The sequence below is a fragment of the Micromonospora terminaliae genome, from assembly GCF_009671205.1.
GTDB classification, from domain to species: Bacteria; Actinomycetota; Actinomycetes; order Mycobacteriales; family Micromonosporaceae; genus Micromonospora; species Micromonospora terminaliae.
Genome location: NZ_CP045309.1, coordinates 2,658,440 through 2,675,913, shown reverse-complemented (window position 1 = coordinate 2,675,913; position 17,474 = coordinate 2,658,440). Strand labels below are relative to the sequence as shown.

16 protein-coding genes are annotated in these 17,474 nt (G+C 75.3%); 13 read left to right on the top strand and 3 right to left on the bottom strand.

Annotation, left to right across the window (positions count from 1 at the left end; all coding sequences use genetic code 11):
• Positions 1-151 precede the first annotated feature (151 nt).
• From GCE86_RS12015 to GCE86_RS12000, 4 genes are all read left to right on the top strand, one after another.
• Positions 152-1,936, top strand: a complete 1,785-nt coding sequence (locus GCE86_RS12015; protein ID WP_154227026.1) for a CehA/McbA family metallohydrolase domain-containing protein — start codon at positions 152-154, stop codon at positions 1,934-1,936.
• A gap of 156 nt (positions 1,937-2,092) precedes the next feature.
• Entirely contained in the window at positions 2,093-2,992 is a 900-nt protein-coding gene (locus GCE86_RS12010; protein ID WP_154227025.1) for an SPFH domain-containing protein, read from the top strand.
• A 42-nt stretch (positions 2,993-3,034) separates the two neighbouring features.
• Positions 3,035-3,382 carry a PadR family transcriptional regulator gene (locus GCE86_RS12005; protein WP_154227024.1) on the top strand — a complete coding sequence of 116 codons (348 nt, stop codon included), beginning with the start codon at positions 3,035-3,037 and terminating at the stop codon, positions 3,380-3,382.
• A complete protein-coding gene (locus tag GCE86_RS12000) occupies positions 3,379-4,455 on the top strand; it encodes a hypothetical protein (protein ID WP_154227023.1) in 1,077 nt (358 codons plus the stop codon). Before GCE86_RS12005 ends, GCE86_RS12000 begins: the two co-directional genes overlap by 4 nt.
• 22 nt (positions 4,456-4,477) lie before the next feature.
• Here GCE86_RS12000 and GCE86_RS11995 read toward each other — a convergent pair whose 3' ends face one another.
• The 3 genes from GCE86_RS11995 to shbA are packed head-to-tail and all read right to left on the bottom strand — an operon-like array spanning position 4,478 to position 7,555.
• Entirely contained in the window at positions 4,478-6,088 is a 1,611-nt protein-coding gene (locus GCE86_RS11995; RefSeq protein ID WP_204342002.1) for a sensor histidine kinase, read from the bottom strand.
• 52 nt (positions 6,089-6,140) lie between these two features.
• Positions 6,141-6,980: an anti-sigma-D factor RsdA gene (locus GCE86_RS11990; protein WP_154227022.1), complete on the bottom strand. Its 840-nt coding sequence runs from the start codon at positions 6,978-6,980 to the stop codon at positions 6,141-6,143.
• Positions 6,977-7,555, bottom strand: a complete 579-nt coding sequence (gene shbA / locus GCE86_RS11985; RefSeq protein WP_154227021.1) for an RNA polymerase sigma factor ShbA — start codon at positions 7,553-7,555, stop codon at positions 6,977-6,979. The genes GCE86_RS11990 and shbA overlap by 4 nt, the downstream gene beginning before the upstream one ends.
• Positions 7,556-7,719: 164 nt before the next feature.
• Between shbA and GCE86_RS11980 the strand changes: the two genes are divergently transcribed.
• From GCE86_RS11980 to GCE86_RS11940, 9 genes are read left to right on the top strand one after another with little or no spacing between them, the layout of a single operon-like run.
• Complete coding sequence (locus GCE86_RS11980; protein ID WP_154227020.1) at positions 7,720-8,688, top strand: ABC transporter ATP-binding protein; 969 nt, start codon at positions 7,720-7,722, stop codon at positions 8,686-8,688.
• Positions 8,685-9,455, top strand: coding sequence for an MlaE family ABC transporter permease (locus GCE86_RS11975; protein WP_154227019.1), 771 nt, complete (start codon positions 8,685-8,687; stop codon positions 9,453-9,455). Before GCE86_RS11980 ends, GCE86_RS11975 begins: the two co-directional genes overlap by 4 nt.
• Position 9,456: 1 nt before the next feature.
• Positions 9,457-10,260 (top strand): MlaE family ABC transporter permease, encoded by an 804-nt coding sequence (locus GCE86_RS11970; protein ID WP_154227018.1) that lies wholly within the window; start codon positions 9,457-9,459, stop codon positions 10,258-10,260.
• Between the two features lie 2 nt (positions 10,261-10,262).
• Entirely contained in the window at positions 10,263-11,552 is a 1,290-nt protein-coding gene (locus GCE86_RS11965; RefSeq protein WP_154227017.1) for an MCE family protein, read from the top strand.
• Positions 11,549-12,583, top strand: coding sequence for an MCE family protein (locus GCE86_RS11960; protein WP_154227016.1), 1,035 nt, complete (start codon positions 11,549-11,551; stop codon positions 12,581-12,583). Before GCE86_RS11965 ends, GCE86_RS11960 begins: the two co-directional genes overlap by 4 nt.
• Positions 12,580-13,566, top strand: a complete 987-nt coding sequence (locus GCE86_RS11955) for an MCE family protein (protein WP_154227015.1) — start codon at positions 12,580-12,582, stop codon at positions 13,564-13,566. Before GCE86_RS11960 ends, GCE86_RS11955 begins: the two co-directional genes overlap by 4 nt.
• Positions 13,566-14,810, top strand: a complete 1,245-nt coding sequence (locus GCE86_RS11950; protein ID WP_154227014.1) for an MCE family protein — start codon at positions 13,566-13,568, stop codon at positions 14,808-14,810. Before GCE86_RS11955 ends, GCE86_RS11950 begins: the two co-directional genes overlap by 1 nt.
• Positions 14,807-16,231 carry an MCE family protein gene (locus GCE86_RS11945; RefSeq protein WP_244317274.1) on the top strand — a complete coding sequence of 475 codons (1,425 nt, stop codon included), beginning with the start codon at positions 14,807-14,809 and terminating at the stop codon, positions 16,229-16,231. The genes GCE86_RS11950 and GCE86_RS11945 overlap by 4 nt, the downstream gene beginning before the upstream one ends.
• Positions 16,228-17,466: an MCE family protein gene (locus tag GCE86_RS11940; RefSeq protein ID WP_154227013.1), complete on the top strand. Its 1,239-nt coding sequence runs from the start codon at positions 16,228-16,230 to the stop codon at positions 17,464-17,466. The genes GCE86_RS11945 and GCE86_RS11940 overlap by 4 nt, the downstream gene beginning before the upstream one ends.
• Positions 17,467-17,474: the final 8 nt, after the last annotated feature.

The window sequence follows — 17,474 nt, the reverse complement described above, 5'->3', positions numbered from 1 at the left end:
GCCGTCCGCTACGCGGCTCTTCGCCGGCCGCTACGCGCACCGGCCCGGCGGCCCTCCGCCGTCCGTCGGCCGGCGGGCACGATCGCCGGATGCCGGCGTGGCGCGGACGCCCGTAGGCTGGCGCGGGCCGGCACGGGAGCGGGGGAGCGGCATGGGTGGACGGGCGCGGCTGGACCGGCGGAGCCTGCTCGTCGCCGCCGGTGGGCTCGCGGTCGCCGGGATCGGCGTGCCGGTCGGCCTGGCCGCCACCGGCGACCCGGTGCCGGCCCGGGGCGGGCGGCGGCCGATCAGCATGGCCATGCACCTGCACGCCTCGTTCAGCGAGGGCATCGCCAGCTACGCGGCCCACCTCGACCAGGCCCGGCGCAACGCCGTCGACGTGCTCTGGTGGACCGACCACGACTTCCGCGTCGCCGCCCACGACCACCGCCGGACCGTCCACTTCGACGGTCCCGAGGAACCCGAGGGCGGCCTGGCCTGGACCTGGACGGCGTCCACCGAGGGCCGGCTCACCACCTCCGCCGCCGACTTCGTGCCCGCGCCGCACGCCGCCGACGACCCCGGCCGCGCGCTGCGCCTCAGCGCCGCAGGCGCCGGCGCCCTCTGGTACGCCGGCAAGGCCTGGAACTGGACGCACACCGGGAACATCTCCGACACCACCCTGCACCTCGACGTGCTGCCCGAGGCCACCGGCCCGGACGCCGCGCTGATCGTGGAGATCGCGCTGTCCCACCACCCCGCCGGGGCCGGGCGCCCCGCCGGCCAGCTCGTGCTCCGCTACCGCCTCGGTACGGCGGCCGAGACGCGGCACCGGGCCGACGGCCGGCACGGCACCGTCGACCTGCCCGCCCCGGCCGGCGTCTGGCGGCGGCACACCCTCGACCTCCTCGCCGACGTCCGGCGGCTCTGGCCGGACCTGGTCGCCGGGGACAACTCGCTGCGCGGGCTGCGCCTCGGCGTGCAGGTCGGGGCCGGCGCGCGCGGCGCGTTCGTGGTGGACCGGCTGGTCTTCGACCGGGCGCGGCGCGCCGGGCAGGCCGGCGAGGAACTGCGCGCTGAGGTGCTGCGCGGGTACGCCGAGGCGTATCCCGGCGTCACCCACCACCGCGCCTACGAGGTGTCGATGGTGCGGCACCTCAACTGGTTCGGCGGCGACCAGACGCTGCCGTCCTTCCCGTCCCCGCCGTACCGGGACAACGACGCCGCGGCGACCGAGCGGATGGTCGAGTTCCTGCACGGCCACGGCGGGGTGGTCTGCTGGAACCACCCGCTCGACGTGGAACGGCGCGAGTCCCTCGCGCGCCTGCTCGTGGAGCGGCACGCGCTCGGCGCCGACCTGATCGAGATCGGTCGCAATCCGGTCGACGACCACCTCTGGGCGTACGACGTGGCGGCCCGCAACGCGATCCCCGTTACGGCCGTCGGGGTGACCGACGACCACAACGGCACCGACTGGCGGGCCGGGCGGGACCGGCACGTCACGTACGTCTGGGCGGCCTCCACGGCCCGCGACGACCTCGTGGCGGCGCTGCGCGCCGGGCAGGCCTGGTTCACCGACCTGGCCCGCTACCGGGGCGCGCTCGACCTGGAGATCGGCGGCCGCAGCGCGATGGGCGCCGTGGTGACCACCGCCGCGGACGACCTGACCGTGCGGCTGCGGGCCACCGACCTGCCGGCCGGCGCGACCCTGGAGGTGGTCACCGGCACGGTCGACCGGGCCGGCGTCGCCGACCCCACCCCGGCGATCCGGACCGGACAGGTCCCGTGGCGCCAGCTCCGCGAGGGCTGGCACGACCTGCCGGTGGCTCCGGGTGCGGGCGCGTACCTGCGCACCCAGGTCCGGGGGCGCGACGGTGAGATCATCGGCGCGAGCAACCCGGTCTGGCTGCTGCGCCAGGCCCCACCCCGCGGCATCCCGGCCGCCCGCCGCTTCTGAGGCCGGATCCGCTCAGATCTTGGCGAGTTCCCGTTCGCTGGTGACGGCAACTCACCAAGAGCTGCGACTGGGCCTCTGCGGGTGGCAGGCGTGAAGTGCGGGGGAGTGGGTACGCGCGCGGCCGGGAGGCGGGCGCCTCCGGGATCGAGGGAGACCATGGCAGCCGCCGCCGTCGTCGCGCTGGTCATCGTCGTCGTGCTCGTGGTGCTCGTGGCCTCGCTGAGCATCCGGCTCGTGCAGCAGTACCAGCGTGGCGTGGTGTTCCGCTTCGGCCGCGTGCTGGAGCGCATCCGGCAGCCCGGCTTCCAGCTCATCATCCCGGTCGCCGACCGCATGGTGCGGGTGAGCATGCAGACCACGGTGATCGGGGTGCCCGCGCAGGGTGTCATCACCCGGGACAACGTGACGCTCACCGTCGACGCGGTCGTCTACTACCGGGTGGTCGACCCGGTGAAGGTGCTGGTCAACGTCCGCGACTACCCGTCGGCGGTGCTCCAGGTCGCGCAGACCGCGCTGCGGTCGGTGATTGGCAAGGCCGACCTGGACACCCTGCTGCGCGACCGGGACCGGATCAACGCCGAGCTCAAGTCGGTCATCGACGCGCCCACCGAGAAGCCGTGGGGCCTGCTCATCGAGCGGGTGGAGGTGAAGGACGTGTCGCTGCCCGAGGGGATGAAGCGGTCGATGTCCCGGCAGGCCGAGGCGGAGCGGGAGCGCCGGGCCCGGGTCATCGCGGCGGACGGCGAGTTCCAGGCGTCCCGGCGGCTCGCCGACGCCTCGCGGGCGATGGCCAACACGCCGGGGGCGTACCAGCTCCGGCTGCTCCAGACGGTGGTGGACGTGGCCGCCGAGAAGAACAGCACCCTGGTCATGCCGTTCCCGGTGGAGCTGCTGAGCTTCTTCGACCGGCTCGCCGGCGGTGGCCGCGCGCCGGCGGTGCCGACCGGCCAGGCCGCGTCGGGCGGGACCGAGCCGGCCGCGGCGGGCCTCGGGCCGGTCACCGAGAACGTCGCGGCGGCCGCCGCCGACGGGGACGGACGGCGACCGGCCGAGTGACGGTACCGCGTATATACCGATAGCCGGTATATGCTCGCCCGCATGACCGACAGCCCCCTACGGGAACCGACGTTCCTGGTCCTCACCGCGCTGGCCGAGACACCCCGTCACGGTTACGCGGTCATCGAGGACGTGCTGCGCATCTCCGACGGCCGGGTCCGGCTGCGCGCCGGCACCCTCTACGCCGTCCTCGACCGGCTCCGCGCCGACGGCCTCATCGAGGTCGACCGCGAGGAGGTGGTGCAGTCCCGGCTGCGCCGCTACTACCGGCTCACCGCGCTCGGGGCCACCCGGCTCGCCGACGAGGTGGCGCGCCTGCGCCGCCACGCCGACACGGCCGGCCGCCGGCTGCGCGCCGCCGGCCTGCTGCCCGAGGGAGGGATGGCGTGAGCGCCGCCGAGCTGGAGCGCCGCTACCGCCGGCTGCTCGCCGTCCACCCCTGGGAACACCGCCGGGTGTACGAGGAGGAGATGGTGGCCGTCCTCCTGGCCGGGGCGCGGCCCGGGCAGACCCGGCCCGGGCTGCGGGACACGGTCGACCTGGTCGGCGCCGGCCTGCGGGCCCGGCTGCGGGTGGGCGCACGGGGGTTCACCGAGCCGGCCTGGGCCGACGCCGCCGCCGTCACCGGCGTCCTGGTGGCGCTGGTGCTCTGCGCGGCGGCCGGGCGGAGCGTGCTCGACCACCTGCTGGTGGATCCTTCCCTGCCGCCGCCGCTGCGCGCCGTCGCCCCCGACCTCGTCGACTGGCTGCGGGTGGCCGGCTGGGCGGCGGTGGCGGTGACCGCGCTGGCCGGGCTGCCCCGGGTGGCCGCCGGCCTGGCCTGGGCCGCGGTGGCCGGCTGGGCGGTGCTGGTCGGCCCCGGCGTCGTCGACCAGCCGGCGTACGTCGTCGACACCCTGCCCCAGTTCGCCCTCGCTCTGGTGGCCGCCGCCGCGCTCACCGTGCCCGCGCCGCCCCGCCGGGCGCCCGCGGTACTCGGGTCACGGCGGCTCACCGCCCTGGTGGCCGGTCCGGTCGTGGCACTCGTCCTGCTGGAGCTCAACCGGGTGACCAGCCCGCTGTTCGAGGTGGCGGCCGGCCCGACGAGCTACCGGAGCTTCTACGGGCTGGAAGCCCGCAGCGAGCTGGTGATCTGGCTCTACGTGGCCGGGCTCGCCGCCGCGGCCCTGGCCGTCGTGGTCGCCGTCGCCACGCTGGCCGCGCCGGTACGCCGGCGGATCGCCGTCCTGCTGGTGCCGGTCGCCGCGCTGGCCCTGGTCATCGACAGCGCGCTGGCCGGCTGGTCGGTGTCGACCGTGCACATGGGACACGCCATCCCGCTGGTGCCGGCCCAGTGGCTTCTGCTCGTGCTCGTGCCGCCGGTCACCTTCCTGGCCGGGGTGCTGCTGCTGCGGCGTCGCGAGGAGACGCTGCGGATGGTCGCACTGGGCCGGGCCGCCGACCGGGAGCGCCCCGCCGGCTGAGCCGCCGCCGGTGGCCCCGTCCTCAGGCCGGGGCCACCGGCGCCCGCTCGCCCTTCTGCTCCGGCACGGCGGCCGTCGCGGCGGGCTTCGGCAGGGTGAAGACGAACCGGGCGCCCTCGGTGTGGGCATCGTCCAGCCACAGCGTGCCGCCGTGGTACTCGATGATCTTCTTGCAGATGGCGAGCCCGATGCCGGTGCCGTCGTAGGTGCCGCGCGGGTGCAGCCGCTGGAAGATCAGGAAGATCTTGTCGGCGTACCGGGGGTCGATGCCGATGCCGTTGTCCGCCACGGCGAACTCCCAGCCGGCCGCGTCCTCGGTCACCGTCACCCGGACGCGGGGCGCCCGGTCGGGGCGGCGGAACTTCACGGCGTTGCCGAGCAGGTTCTGCCAGAGCATGGTGAGCAGCGTCGGGTCGCCGTGCACCACGGGCAGTGGGTCGGCCACGATCTCGGCGCCCGCCTCGGCGATCGGCTCGGAGAGGTTCGACTCGGCCTGGGCGAGTGTGGCGGCCAGGTCGACCTCCCGGTCGTCGCTGTAGACGCGGCCGATCCGGGAGAACGCCAGCAGGTCGTTGATGAGGCTCTGCATCCGGGTGGCCCCGTCCACCGCGTACCCGATGTACTGGCGGCCCCGGTCGTCGAGCTGGTCGGCGTAGCGGCGGTGCAGCATCTGGCAGAACGACGCCACCTTGCGCAGCGGCTCCTGGAGGTCGTGCGAGGCCACGTAGGCGAACTGCTCCAGATCCTCGTTGGACCGGCGCAGCTCGGCGGCCTGCTGTTCGAGGGCGTCCCGCTGCCGGCGGCCGGTGTGCAGGGCGTCGACCATCCGCTGCCGCATGGTCTCCACGTCGGTGGTGAGCCGGGCGATGTCCGCCGGGCCCTCCGGGGCGAGGCGGTGCTCGAAGTCGCCGCCCGCGACCCGCCGCACCGAGGCGCCCAGCCGGTCCAGCGGGCGCAGCACCGTGGTGCGGACCAGCACCGAGATGACGATGCTGGACAGCAGCAGGGTGGCCAGGATCGCCACGAACAGCAGGTCCCGCAGCGCGCGGGCCCGGTCCAGGTCGGCCCGGCCGGCCGCCTGCACCCGGTCCAGCCGGGCCTCCAGGCTGGTCAGCGCGGCCTGCGCGGCGTCGAACGCGAGCCCGCTCCGCCGCACCACGGGCGCCAGCTCCGCCGCGCTCGTGCCGGCCCGTCGGGCGGCGATCAGCCGGGTCGGGTACTCGGCCCGCCAGCGCTCCGCGAGGGCCAGCGCGGCGTCCAGCTCACGGCGCGCCTCCGGCTCGTCGGCGAGCAGGTCGCGGGCCCGCTGCGCGGTCGCCCGCTCGGCGGCCACCCCTTCCTCGTACGGGCGCAGCAGCTCCGGGTCGCCGGTGACGACGTACCCGCGCACCGCCGCCACCTGCTCCAGCAGCCCGCTCTCCAGCCGGCTCACGGCGGTGCGGGCCGGGGAGATGTGGTCGGCGAGCCGGTTGGAGACCGCGGCCGTGTGGGACAGCGCCACCGCGCCCACCCCGCCGCCCGTCAGCACGAGCACGGTCATCCCGAGCATCATGACGCTCAGCCGCCGGCTCGTGGTCATCCGGCCCCGGCGACCCTCCGTGACGGGCCCGGCCACCGTCGCTGCGCTGCTCACGGCAGCACAGTAACGGAGTGTCCGGTTCGTCGCGCGGATCCGGGAGCCGCGCTCAGTCGAGCAGCCCGCCGCGGGTGGGCAGCGGTAGCTCGGGCAGCGGCAGCCCGGAGACCGACACCGACGGCACGGGCAGCGGGAGCTTGGGCAGCGGCAGCAGCGGGCTGTCGGCCGGGGCCGGCGAACCGGTCGACCCGGGCCTCGGCGCGCCGCCCGAGGTGGCGGGGGCGGGCCGGCGCGTACCGCTGGTGGTGGGACTCGGCACGGCGGTGGGCGCGGGGGTGGCCGGACCGGTGGTGGCGGCCGGCGCGGGGGTCGGCGGCGCGGTCGCCGCCCGGGCCGCCGCCAGGTCGCGCGCCAGGATGTCGAGCGCGGCGCTCAGGCGAGTGACGGCCGCGGGATCCTCGACCCGGGCCAGGTCCCGCCGGCCCTGCGCGATCAGGGCCCCGGCGTCGTCGAGCCGGCCGGCGTCCAGGGCCGCGCGGGCCTTGGCGATGGTGTCCTCGATGCCGCGCACCTCGGCCTGCTGGGGATGCAGCAGCCGGGTCAGCGACCACAGCGGGCTGCCCGGTCCGGCGTCGCGGCTGCCGATGCCGAGCCCGGAGACCAGGGCCAGCAGCGCCACGGCGGCGGCCGCCAGCCGCAGCGTCCAGGGGCGGGGGCGGCGGACCGCGCGCCGCGGGGGCGTCTCGTCGGCGGGGGCGGGCGCGCCGGGGCGTACCGCGGTTGCCGGCTCCTCGGCGAGCTCGGACCGCCAGGCGGCGAGCAGCCCGGCGAGCGCGTCGCCCTCGGGTGCGGCCTCGCCGCGGCCGAGCGCGTCGAGCAGCGCGTCGTCGCGGGCGATGGTCCCCAGGTCCATCGCCTCGTCGCCGTCGCCCGGCATCCGCCCGGTCATGCCGCCACCTCGTCCAGTGAGCCCCCGGCCAGGGTACGGAGCCGGGCCAGGGCGCGGGACTGGGCCATCCGGACCGCGGCCGCCGACATGCCCACGATGCCGCCGACCTCCTCCGCGGACAGGCCGGCCGCGACCCGCAACAGGATGATCTCCCGCTGCGCGTCGGGGAGCCGGTCGAGCAGGGCGGACAGCCGCCGGGCCAGGTCGCTCGCCACCGCCTGTTGTTCGGGGCCGGGCGCGGCGTCCGGCCGGTCGACCGGGGCGTCGGTGGGCGTGACGGCGGCGTCGCGGACGGCGGAGCGCTGGGCGTCGGCCACCTTGTGTGCGGCGATGCCGTAGACGAACGCGGCGAACGGGGCGCCCTGGTCGCGGTAGCGGGGGAGGGCGCGCAGCACGGCCACGCAGACCTCCTGGGCCACGTCGTCGGCGGTCGTGTACGCCCCGCCCACCCGGCCCAGCCGGGCCCGGCAGTAGCGGACCAGCCCCGGACGCACCCCGACGAGCAACTCCTCGACCGCCGCCGGGTCGCCCGCGGCGGCCCGGCGGACGAGTTCGGACTCGATCACTGTCGTCATGGCGTTCGTGGAACATCCTCATCGCCGGCCGGTTTCCGGCACGTTATCGACACCCCCGGGGTTTTGCATAGCTCGCCGGTCGTCCCCGGCCGGTGACGGAAAGTAGTTGTTGCGTCCGGCCGGCCCCACCCGATGTCCCAGTGGGACACGAAGGGAGGGGAACGATGGGCGTCGAGGTCGTGGTACGCGGGCTGACCAAGTCCTTCGGCGGGCACCCGGTCTGGTCGGACCTCACCCTGACCCTGCCCGCCGGGGAGATCTCCGTCCTGTTGGGACCCTCCGGCACCGGCAAGTCGGTGTTCCTCAAGATGCTGGTCGGCCTGCTGAAGCCGGACCGGGGCTCCGTCCTCATCGAGGGCCGGGACCTGCCGAGGCTCTCCGAGCGCGAGCTGTACGAGGTGCGCAAGCTGTTCGGCGTGCTGTTCCAGGACGGCGCCCTGTTCGGCTCGATGACCATCTACGACAACGTGGCGTTCCCGCTGCGCGAGCACACCCGCCGGTCCGAGTCGGAGATCCGGGCCGTGGTCACCGAGAAGCTGGAGATGGTCGGCCTGGTCGGCGCCGAGCACAAGCTGCCCGGCGAGATCTCCGGCGGGATGCGCAAGCGGGCCGGGCTGGCCCGGGCGCTCGTCCTCGACCCGCAGATCATCCTGTTCGACGAACCGGACTCCGGGCTGGACCCGGTGCGGACCGCCTACCTCAACCAGCTCATCGTCGACCTCAACCAGCGCACCGGGGCGACCTTCCTGATCGTCACCCACGACATCAACACGGCCCGGACCGTGCCGGACAACATCGGCCTCATCTACCACGGGCACCTGGCCATGTTCGGGCCGCGCGAGATGTTGCTGTCCAGCACCGAGCCGGTGGTCCGGCAGTTCCTCAACGCCCAGCGGATCGGTCCCATCGGCATGGCCGAGGAGAAGGACGCCGAGGAGCTGGCGGCCGAGGCGCAGGCGGGTGCGGAACTCCCGCCGCTGCCGCCCATCCCGCTGCAACTGCCCCCGTCGGACGGCCGGCCGCGCGCGGCCGAGCGCCCGCCCGGGCAGTGGTGCCGCGAGCACGGCGTCACCCCGCCGCCCGGGTCGTTCGAGGGCCGCTGGGCGGCCGACCCGAGCGAGGTGGCGGTATGAGTGCCCCGGTCGCCGCCGTCCGCAGCACCGGCGAGTTCTTCGCGTTCTGCCTGGACACCCTGCGCGGGCTGGGCCGCCGGCCCGTGCAGGTGCGCGAGTTCGTGCAGCAGGCCTGGTTCATCAGCTCGGTGTCCATCCTGCCCGCCGCGCTGGTCTCCATCCCGTTCGGCGCGGTCATCGCGCTCCAGCTCGGCTCGCTGGTCCGGCAGCTCGGCGCGCAGTCGTTCACCGGCGCGGCCTCGGTGCTCGCCGTGGTCCGCGAGGCGGGCCCGATCGTCACCGCGCTGATCATCGCCGGCGCCGGCGGCTCGGCCATCTGCGCCGACCTGGGCTCCCGCAAGATCCGCGAGGAGCTGGACGCCATGCAGGTGCTCGGCATCGATCCCATCCACCGCCTCGTGGTGCCCCGGGTGCTCGCCTCGATGCTGGTCGCGGTGCTGCTCAACGGCCTGGTCAGCGTGGTCGGGGTGAGCGGCGGCTACGCGTTCAACGTGGTGCTCCAGGGCGGCACGCCCGGGGCGTACCTGGCCAGCTTCCAGGCGCTCGGTCAACTGCCCGACCTGCTGGTCGGCGAGGTGAAGGCGCTGCTGTTCGGCGCCGCCGCCGCGCTGGTCGCCAGCCACCAGGGGATGAACGCGAAGGGCGGGCCGAAGGGCGTCGGGGACGCGGTCAACCGCAGCGTGGTGATCACCTTCATGCTGCTGTTCGCGCTGAACTTCGTGGTCACGGCCGTGTACTTCCAGGTCGTCCCGCAGAAGGGGAGCTGACGTGGCGGTCCTGCGCTATCTCGACGACCTGGGCGGGCAGCTCGCCTTCCACCTGCGTGCGCTGGCCTGGGCGCCGCGCACCCTGCGCCGCTACCGGCGCGAGGTGGTCCGCCTGCTGGCCGAGGTCAGCTTCGGCACCGGCGCGCTCGCCGTGCTGGGCGGCACCGTCGGGGTGATCTGCTTCCTCACCTTCTTCACTGGCACCGAGGTCGGGCTCCAGGGCTACCAGGCGCTCGACCAGATCGGCAGCAGCGCCTTCACCGGCTTCGTCTCGGCCTACTTCAACACCCGGGAGATCTCGCCGCTGGTCGCCGCGCTGGCCCTGTCGGCCACGGTCGGCTGCGGCTTCACCGCCCAGCTCGGCGCCATGCGGATCTCCGAGGAGGTCGACGCGCTGGAGGTGATGGGCGTGCCCTCCCTGCCGTTCCTCGTCACCACCCGCATGATCGCCGGCTTCATCGCGGTCGTCCCGCTGTACGTGCTGGGGCTGCTCGCGAGCTACCTGGCCACCCGCACCATCGCGGTCGGCTACTTCGGACAGTCCGCCGGCACCTACGACTACTACTTCCACCTGTTCCTGCCGCCCGCGGACGTGCTCTGGTCCTTCGGCAAGGTGCTGGTGTTCAGCGTGATCGTGGTGCTCGTGCACTGCTGGTACGGCTACACCGCCAAGGGTGGGCCGGCCGCCGTCGGCGTCGCGGTGGGCCGGGCCGTGCGGACCGCGATCGTCGCGGTCAACGTCGTCGACTTCTTCCTGTCCCTGGCCATCTGGGGCGCCACCACCACCGTCCGGATCGCGGGGTGACCATGCGACACCGTCTTCTCGGCCTCGTCTTCGTCGCCCTGCTCACCGCGGCGCTGACCGCCGCCGTCCTCCAGTACCGCGGGGCGTTCACCCCGGTCGACCGGGTCACCCTCCGCGCCGACCGCGCCGGCCTGCACCTCCTGGAGGGCGCCGACGTGAAGGTACGCGGCGTGGTGGTCGGCGCCGTCCGCTCGGTGCGCAGCGACGGCCACGGCGCGGTCATCGGGCTGGCCCTCGACCCGGCCACCACCGGCCGGATCCCCGCCGACGTGAGCGCCCGGCTGCTGCCGAAGACCCTGTTCGGCGAGCGGTACGTGGAACTCGTCCCGCCCCCGGGCAGCACCGCCGGGCCGATCCGCGACGGCGCGGTGATCACCCAGGACCGCAGCCGCACCGCCGTCGAGCTGGAACGGGTGCTCGACGAGGCGCTGCCGCTGCTCCAGTCCGTGCGCCCCGACCAGCTCGCCACCACCCTGGGCGCGCTCACCACCGCCCTGGAGGGGCGCGGCGACCGGCTCGGCGCGAACCTGGTCCAGCTCGGCGCGTACCTGCGGCAGCTCAACCCGCAGCTGCCGACCGTCACCGAGGACCTGCGGCAGCTCGCCGCGGTGCTGGACAGCTACGACGCGGCACTGCCCGACCTGCTGGCCCTGCTGCGCGACGTGACCGTCACGGCCCGCACCGTCGGCGACCAGCGCGACCAGCTGGCCGCCTTCCTCGCCGACACCACCGACACGGCCGACACCGCCCGCGGCTTCCTCGACCGGCACGGCGACCAGCTCATCCGGGTCGGCCAGGTCAGCCGCCCGGTGCTGGAACTGCTCGCCGCGTACGCGCCCGAGTACCCGTGCCTCGTGCACGGGCTGGTCGACCTGCAACCCCGCGTCGAGGAGGTCTTCGCGGGCGGCCGGATGCACATCACCCTGGAGGTGACCCGCGACGGCGGCCCGTACGAGCGGGGCCGCGACGAGCCCGTCTACGGCGCGCAGGACGGCCCGGACTGCCGGGGCCTGCCGAACCCCAAGGTGCCCGCCCCGGAGGTGGCGGTCGCCGACGGCTACGACTACGGCGGCACCCGTACCCCGAAGCCCCTGCCCGTGGGCGTGCCGGCCGGCGGGGCCGCCGCGGCGCCCGCGTCCCCGGCGATGGGCCGCGCCGGCACCGGCGAGGAGCGGGCGCTCGTGAAGCCGCTCGTCGGCGGCCTCACCGGGACACCGCCCGCCGAGGTGCCCGACATCGCGGTGCTGCTCTGGGGCCCGCTGCTGCGCGGAGCGGTGGTGACCGCCCGATGACCGGGAAGACGACCCCCGCGCTGGTCAAGCTCGTGGTGTTCGCGGCGATCACGCTGCTGGCCACCGCGCTGCTCGCGCAGACCCTCGGCGCGTTCCCGCCCGGCGGCACCACCTACCGGGCCCGGTTCACCGACGTGACCGGGCTGCTCCCCGGCGACGACGTGCGGATCGCCGGGGTGCGGGTGGGCAAGGTGTCCGGCATCCGGGTCGTCGACGACACGACCGCCGAGGTGGCCTTCACCGTCGACCGGACGGTGCCCGTGGCGGTCGGCGTGCGCGCCGCCGTCCGCTACCGCAACCTGGTCGGCCAGCGCTACCTGGCGCTGACCGAGGGCCCCGGCGACCCCCGCCCGCTGCGCCCCGACGGCCTCATCCCGCTCGCCCAGACCAAGCCGGCGCTGGACCTGACCGTGCTGTTCAACGGCTTCCGGCCGCTGTTCACCGCGCTCGACCCCGCCGAGGTCAACAAGCTGGCGTACGAGATCGTCCAGGTGCTCCAGGGCGAGGGCGGCACGGTGGCCAGCCTGCTGCGGCGCACCGCCTCGCTGACCAGCACCCTGGCCGACCGGGACGCGGTGATCGGCCGGGTGGTGACCAACCTCAACCAGGTGCTGGGCACCCTGGCGAGCCACGACGAGGAACTCGACCAGAGCATCAGCCAGCTCCAGCAGTTCGTCTCCGGGCTCTCCGCCGACCGCACCGCCATCGGCGAGGCGCTCGTCAGCCTCGGCGAGCTGACCGACACCACCGCCGGGCTGCTGCGCCAGACCCGGCCCCCGCTCGCCGCCGACGTCCGCGCCCTCGACGAGCTGGCCGGCACGCTCAACCGGAACTCCGCCGTCATCGACGCCACCCTGGGCCGGCTGCCGGAGCGCTACGAGTCGCTGACCCGGGTCGCCTCCTACGGGTCCTGGTTCAACTTCTACCTCTGCGACTTCGACGGCCGGCTCGCCGTCGACGGCCACGCGCCGCTCACCGTCCCCGGCGTCGACGCCACGGCCGCCCGCTGCGCCACCGGAGGTGCCCGGTGAAACCGTTCCGCGAACGCAACCCGGTGCTCGTCGGCGCGATCGGGCTGACCGTGCTCGTGGCCGCCCTGCTCGGCGCGTTCCAGCTCGACCGGATCGCCGCGCTGACCGGCCGGTCGTACGCCGCCGCGTTCCACGACGCCAGCGGACTGGCCACCGGCAACGAGGTCCGGGTGGCCGGGGTGCGGGTCGGGCAGGTGACCGCCGTGGAACTCGCCCGCGAGCCGCAGCCGTACGTGCGGGTGCGGTTCCGGGTCGACGACGACGGCGTACGCCTCGGCCGGGACACCGGCGCCACCATCCGGATCAAGACGGTGCTCGGGCAGAAGTACCTGGCCCTCGCCCCGGCCGGGCCCGGGAAGCTGCCCGAGCGCGGCCAGATCCCGCTGGACCGCACGGCCGCCCCGTTCGACGTGGTGCAGGCCGTCACCGGCCTCGCCGACACCCTCGACAAGGTGGACACCGACCAGCTCGCCCGGGCGTTCACCACCCTGTCGGAGACGTTCGCCGACACCCCGGCCAGCGTCAACACCTCGCTGACCGGCCTGTCCCGGCTGTCCCGCACCGTCTCGGACCGCGACGCCGAGCTGCGCACGCTGCTGTCCCGGGCCCGGGGCGTCACCGGTGTGCTCGCCGAACGGGACGAGGAGTTCCGCAAGCTGGTCACCGACGGGGAGAAGCTGCTCGCCGAGGTCAGCCGGCGGCGGGACGCCATCCACCAGCTCCTCGTCGGCACCGACCAGCTCGCCACCCAGCTGTCCGGGCTGGTCGCCGACAACCGCACCCGGCTCGAACCGGCGCTGCGCAAGCTGCGCGACGTGGTCGCCGTGCTGCAACGCAACCGCGACGACCTGGAGCAGACCATCCGCCGGATGGGCCCGTTCGTCACGGCGTTCGCCAACGTGGTGGGCAACGGGCGCTGGTTCGACTCGTACGTGGACGGAATGCTCCAGCCGTACCTGCCCGCCGCCACCGGAGGTCGCTGATGCCCGGTCGGATCCAGCGCTGGCGGCGGCCGCTCGCCGCGGCCACCGTGCTGCTCACCGCCGTCGCCGTCGGGGCGGCCGTGTGGCGCCACGAACCACCCGACCGGCGGGTCGTCGCCTACTTCACCCGCGCGGTCGGCGTCTACGCCGGCTCCGATGTGCGCGTCCTCGGCGTCCGCGTGGGCGAGGTCGAGAAGGTGGTCCCGCAGGGGCGGGTGGTCCGCGTCGAGATGCGCTACGACCCGGACCTGCGGCTGCCGGCCGGCGCGCAGGCCCTGATCGTCCCGCCCAGCGTGGTGAGCGACCGGTACGTGCAGCTCACCCCCGCGTACACCGGCGGGGCGGCGCTCGACGACGGCGCACGGATTCCGGTCGACCGGACCGCGGCGCCCATGGAGATCGACGACATCTACGCGGCGCTCGACGAGTTCAACCGGACCCTCGGCCCGCAGGGTGCCAACGCCGACGGGGCCCTGTCGGACCTGGTCGCCACCGGCCGGGCCAACCTGGAGGGCAACGGCGCCGAGCTGCACGACACCCTCGACGGGGTCTCCCGCGCGCTGTCCACCCTGTCCACCGGGCGCGACGACCTGTTCGGCACGGTGGCCAACCTGCAACGCTTCACCACCACACTGGCCCGCAGCGACCAGCAGGTACGCGGCTTCCAGCAGCAGCTCGCCGACGTCGCCCAGCAGCTCGCGGGGGAGAAGGAGGAGCTGGCCCGGGCGCTGCGCAACCTGGCCGCCGCGCTCGGCGACGTGACGACCTTCGTGCGGCAGAACCGGACCGCGCTGACCTCGAACGTCACCGCGCTGGCCGACATCACCCGGGTGCTGGTCCGCCAGCAGCAGGCGGTCATCCAGATCCTCGACGTGGCCCCGCTCGCCATCGGCAACCTCAACCTCGCCTACAACCCCCGCTCCGGCACCCTGGACACCCGGGACAACGCGCTGGGCCCGTACGACCCGGCCACCTTCGCCTGCTCACTCATGGCCGACCAGCTTCCCGTCGCCCAGGTGCCGGCGATCTGCACCAAACTCGCGCAGACCCTGCGCCAGCGCGGGCTGCCCCTCACCGACCAGCTGCGCAAGCTGCTCAAGCTGCCGCCCGGCGCCCCGGCGGGAGGCGGGTCCTCACCGGGAACCATCAGCTCCCCCGGTGCGCCGACCGCCGACGAGGCGCCGGGCGGCTCCTCCATCCCGAGCGACCCCACGCTCGGCGGCATCCTGCGGGGCCCGGCGTGACCCCCGTGCGGACCGGCTCGCGGTTGCTGGCCGGCGCGCTGGCCCTGGTCCTGCTGCCGGCGGGCTGCGGCCTGCCCGACGTGGCCGACCTGCCGCTGCCCGGCGGCCGCCCGGCCGGCCCCGGCTACACGGTCACCGCGGAGTTCGGCGACGTGCTGGACCTGGTGCCCCGGGCCGCCGTCAAGGTCGACGACGTCACCGTCGGCGGCGTCGAGAAGATCTCGCTGGACGGCTGGCACGCCCGGGTCCGGCTGCGCATCGACCGGGGGGTGCGGCTGCCGGCGAACGCCACCGCGGCCGTCCGCCAGAGCAGCCTGCTCGGCGAGAAGTACGTGGCGGTGGCCCCGCCACCGGCCGAGCCGCCGCGCGGCGACCTCGCCGACGGCGACCTCATCCCGCTGTCCCGGACCACCCGCGGCGCCGAGGTGGAGGAGGTCCTCGCCGCCCTGGGCCTGCTGCTCAACGGTGGTGGCCTGGCCCAGGTGCGCACCATCAACGCCGAGCTGAACCGGGCCCTCGCCGGCCGCGAACCGGCGCTGCGGGACACCCTCACCCAGCTCGACACCTTCCTCGGCGGGCTGGACCGGCAGAAGGCCGACATCGTCCGCGCCATCGACGCGCTCGACCGGCTCAGCGGCCGCCTGGCCCGGCAACGCCAGGTCGTCGGCGACGCGCTGGACTCCCTCGCACCGGGCCTCACCGTGCTGGCCCGGCAACGCGCGCAGCTCACCAAGGCCCTCACCGCGCTCGGGCGGCTCGGCACCGTGGGCACCCGGGTGGTGGAGCGCAGCCGGGCCGACACGGTGGCCGCCGTGACGGCCCTGCAACCGATCCTCGAACAGCTCGCCCGGGCCGGCGACGACCTGCCGAAGTCGCTGGACTTCATGCTGTCGTTCCCGTTCCCGCCGAACGTCACCGGCGCGATCGTCGGCGACTTCGTGAACCTGTCCATCACGGCCGACCTGGACGCCGCCACCATCCTGGCCAACCTGGTGGCCGCCGCGCCCGCCCCGGCGCCCCGGACGTCCCGGCCGGCCACTCCGGGGGCACCCCGGCCGCCCGCCACCGGCCGCCCGGCGCAACCCGGGGCCAAGCCCGGCGGCGGCGTCCTGCCCGGCCTGCCCGACCTGCCGCTGCTGAAGTGCCTGCCGGACCTGAAGAACTTCCCGGCCGTCTTCACCCCGCCGAAGGAGTGCGGCCTGCCGGCCGGCTGCAAGCTGCTCAAGCCCGGCTCCACCGTGCCGCTGGGCGGGCTGCTGCTGCCCAAGGGCCTGGTGCCCCAGGGCACGGCGCTGCCCGCCGGCACCGAACTGCCCGACGGCACCGTGCTCACCGCCGAGTGCGTGCTGCCGGTGACCGGCGCCGTCCTCGGCCAGGTCGGCGACCTGACCGACGTGCTCGGGGGAGGGCTGAACCCGTGATCGGACGCACCGTGAAGCTCCAGGTGCTCGCCTTCGTGCTGGTGAGCATCCTCGGCGTCGGCTACGTCGGCGTCCGCTACGTCGGCCTCGGCGAGCGGCTGTTCCACACCGGCTACGTCGTGCACGTCGACCTGGCCCGCGCGGGAGGCCTGTTCGCCAACGCGCCGGTCACCTACCGGGGCGTGCCGGTCGGCCGGGTCACCGCCGTCGCCCTGCGCGGCGACGCCGTCCGCGCCGACCTGCGCCTCGACCGGGGCGTCCGGGTTCCCGACGCGCTGCGCGCCGTGGTCGCCCAGCGCTCCGCCGTCGGCGAGCAGTACCTCGACCTGCGCCCCGAGCGCGACGGCGGACCGTACCTGGCCGACGGGGCGGTGATCCCGGCCGACCGGACCGGCCTGCCGCTGGCCCCCGAGACCCTGCTGACCAACCTGGACGCGCTGGTCCGCTCGGTCGACCCGGACGACCTGGCGGTGCTCGTCACCGAGCTGGGCACCGCGTTCGAGGGCAACGAGCAGGCCCTGGCCCGGCTCCTCGACGCCGGGGACGCGCTGCTCGCCGAGGCGGACCGGCGGCTGCCCGAGACCCTCGCGCTGATCCGCGACGCGCGGACGGTGCTGACCACCCAGGCCGAGTCGGCCGAGGCGCTGCGCCGCTGGTCGTCCGGCCTGGCGCAGCTCGCCGCCACGCTCCGCTCCGCCGACCCGGACCTGCGTCGGCTGCTGGCCGGCGGCCCGCCCGCCGGCGCCGAGCTGCGGGCGCTGCTGCGCGGCCTGGAACCCGACATCGGCGTGCTGCTCGGCAACCTCGTCACCGTCAACGGCATCGCCGCCCGCCGGCTGCCCGGCATCGAGCAGTTGCTGGTGGTGTACCCGATAGCGGTGGCCGGCGGGTACACGGTCACCCCCGGCGACGGCACCGCCCACCTCGGCCTCGTGGTCAACCTGGGCAACCCGCCGTCCTGCGTCTACTCCGGCGGCGCCACCCGGTGCGACGCCGGCGAGCGGGCCGCCGGGGCGAGCGTGCGCGGCGCCGGGAACGCGCCCCGGCCCGGGGGCGCCGACCCCGCGCCCCCGCCGGAGGCCGACCGGGGCGGCGACCCAGGGTACGACCCGGCGACCGGCCTGGTGCTCGGCACCGACGGCCGCCCGTTGCAGTTCGGCGGCACCGGCGGCCAGTACCGCACCGCCGGGGCCCAGTCCTGGAAACAGCTGTTGCTCGCCGGGGTGACCCCGTGACCGGCGTA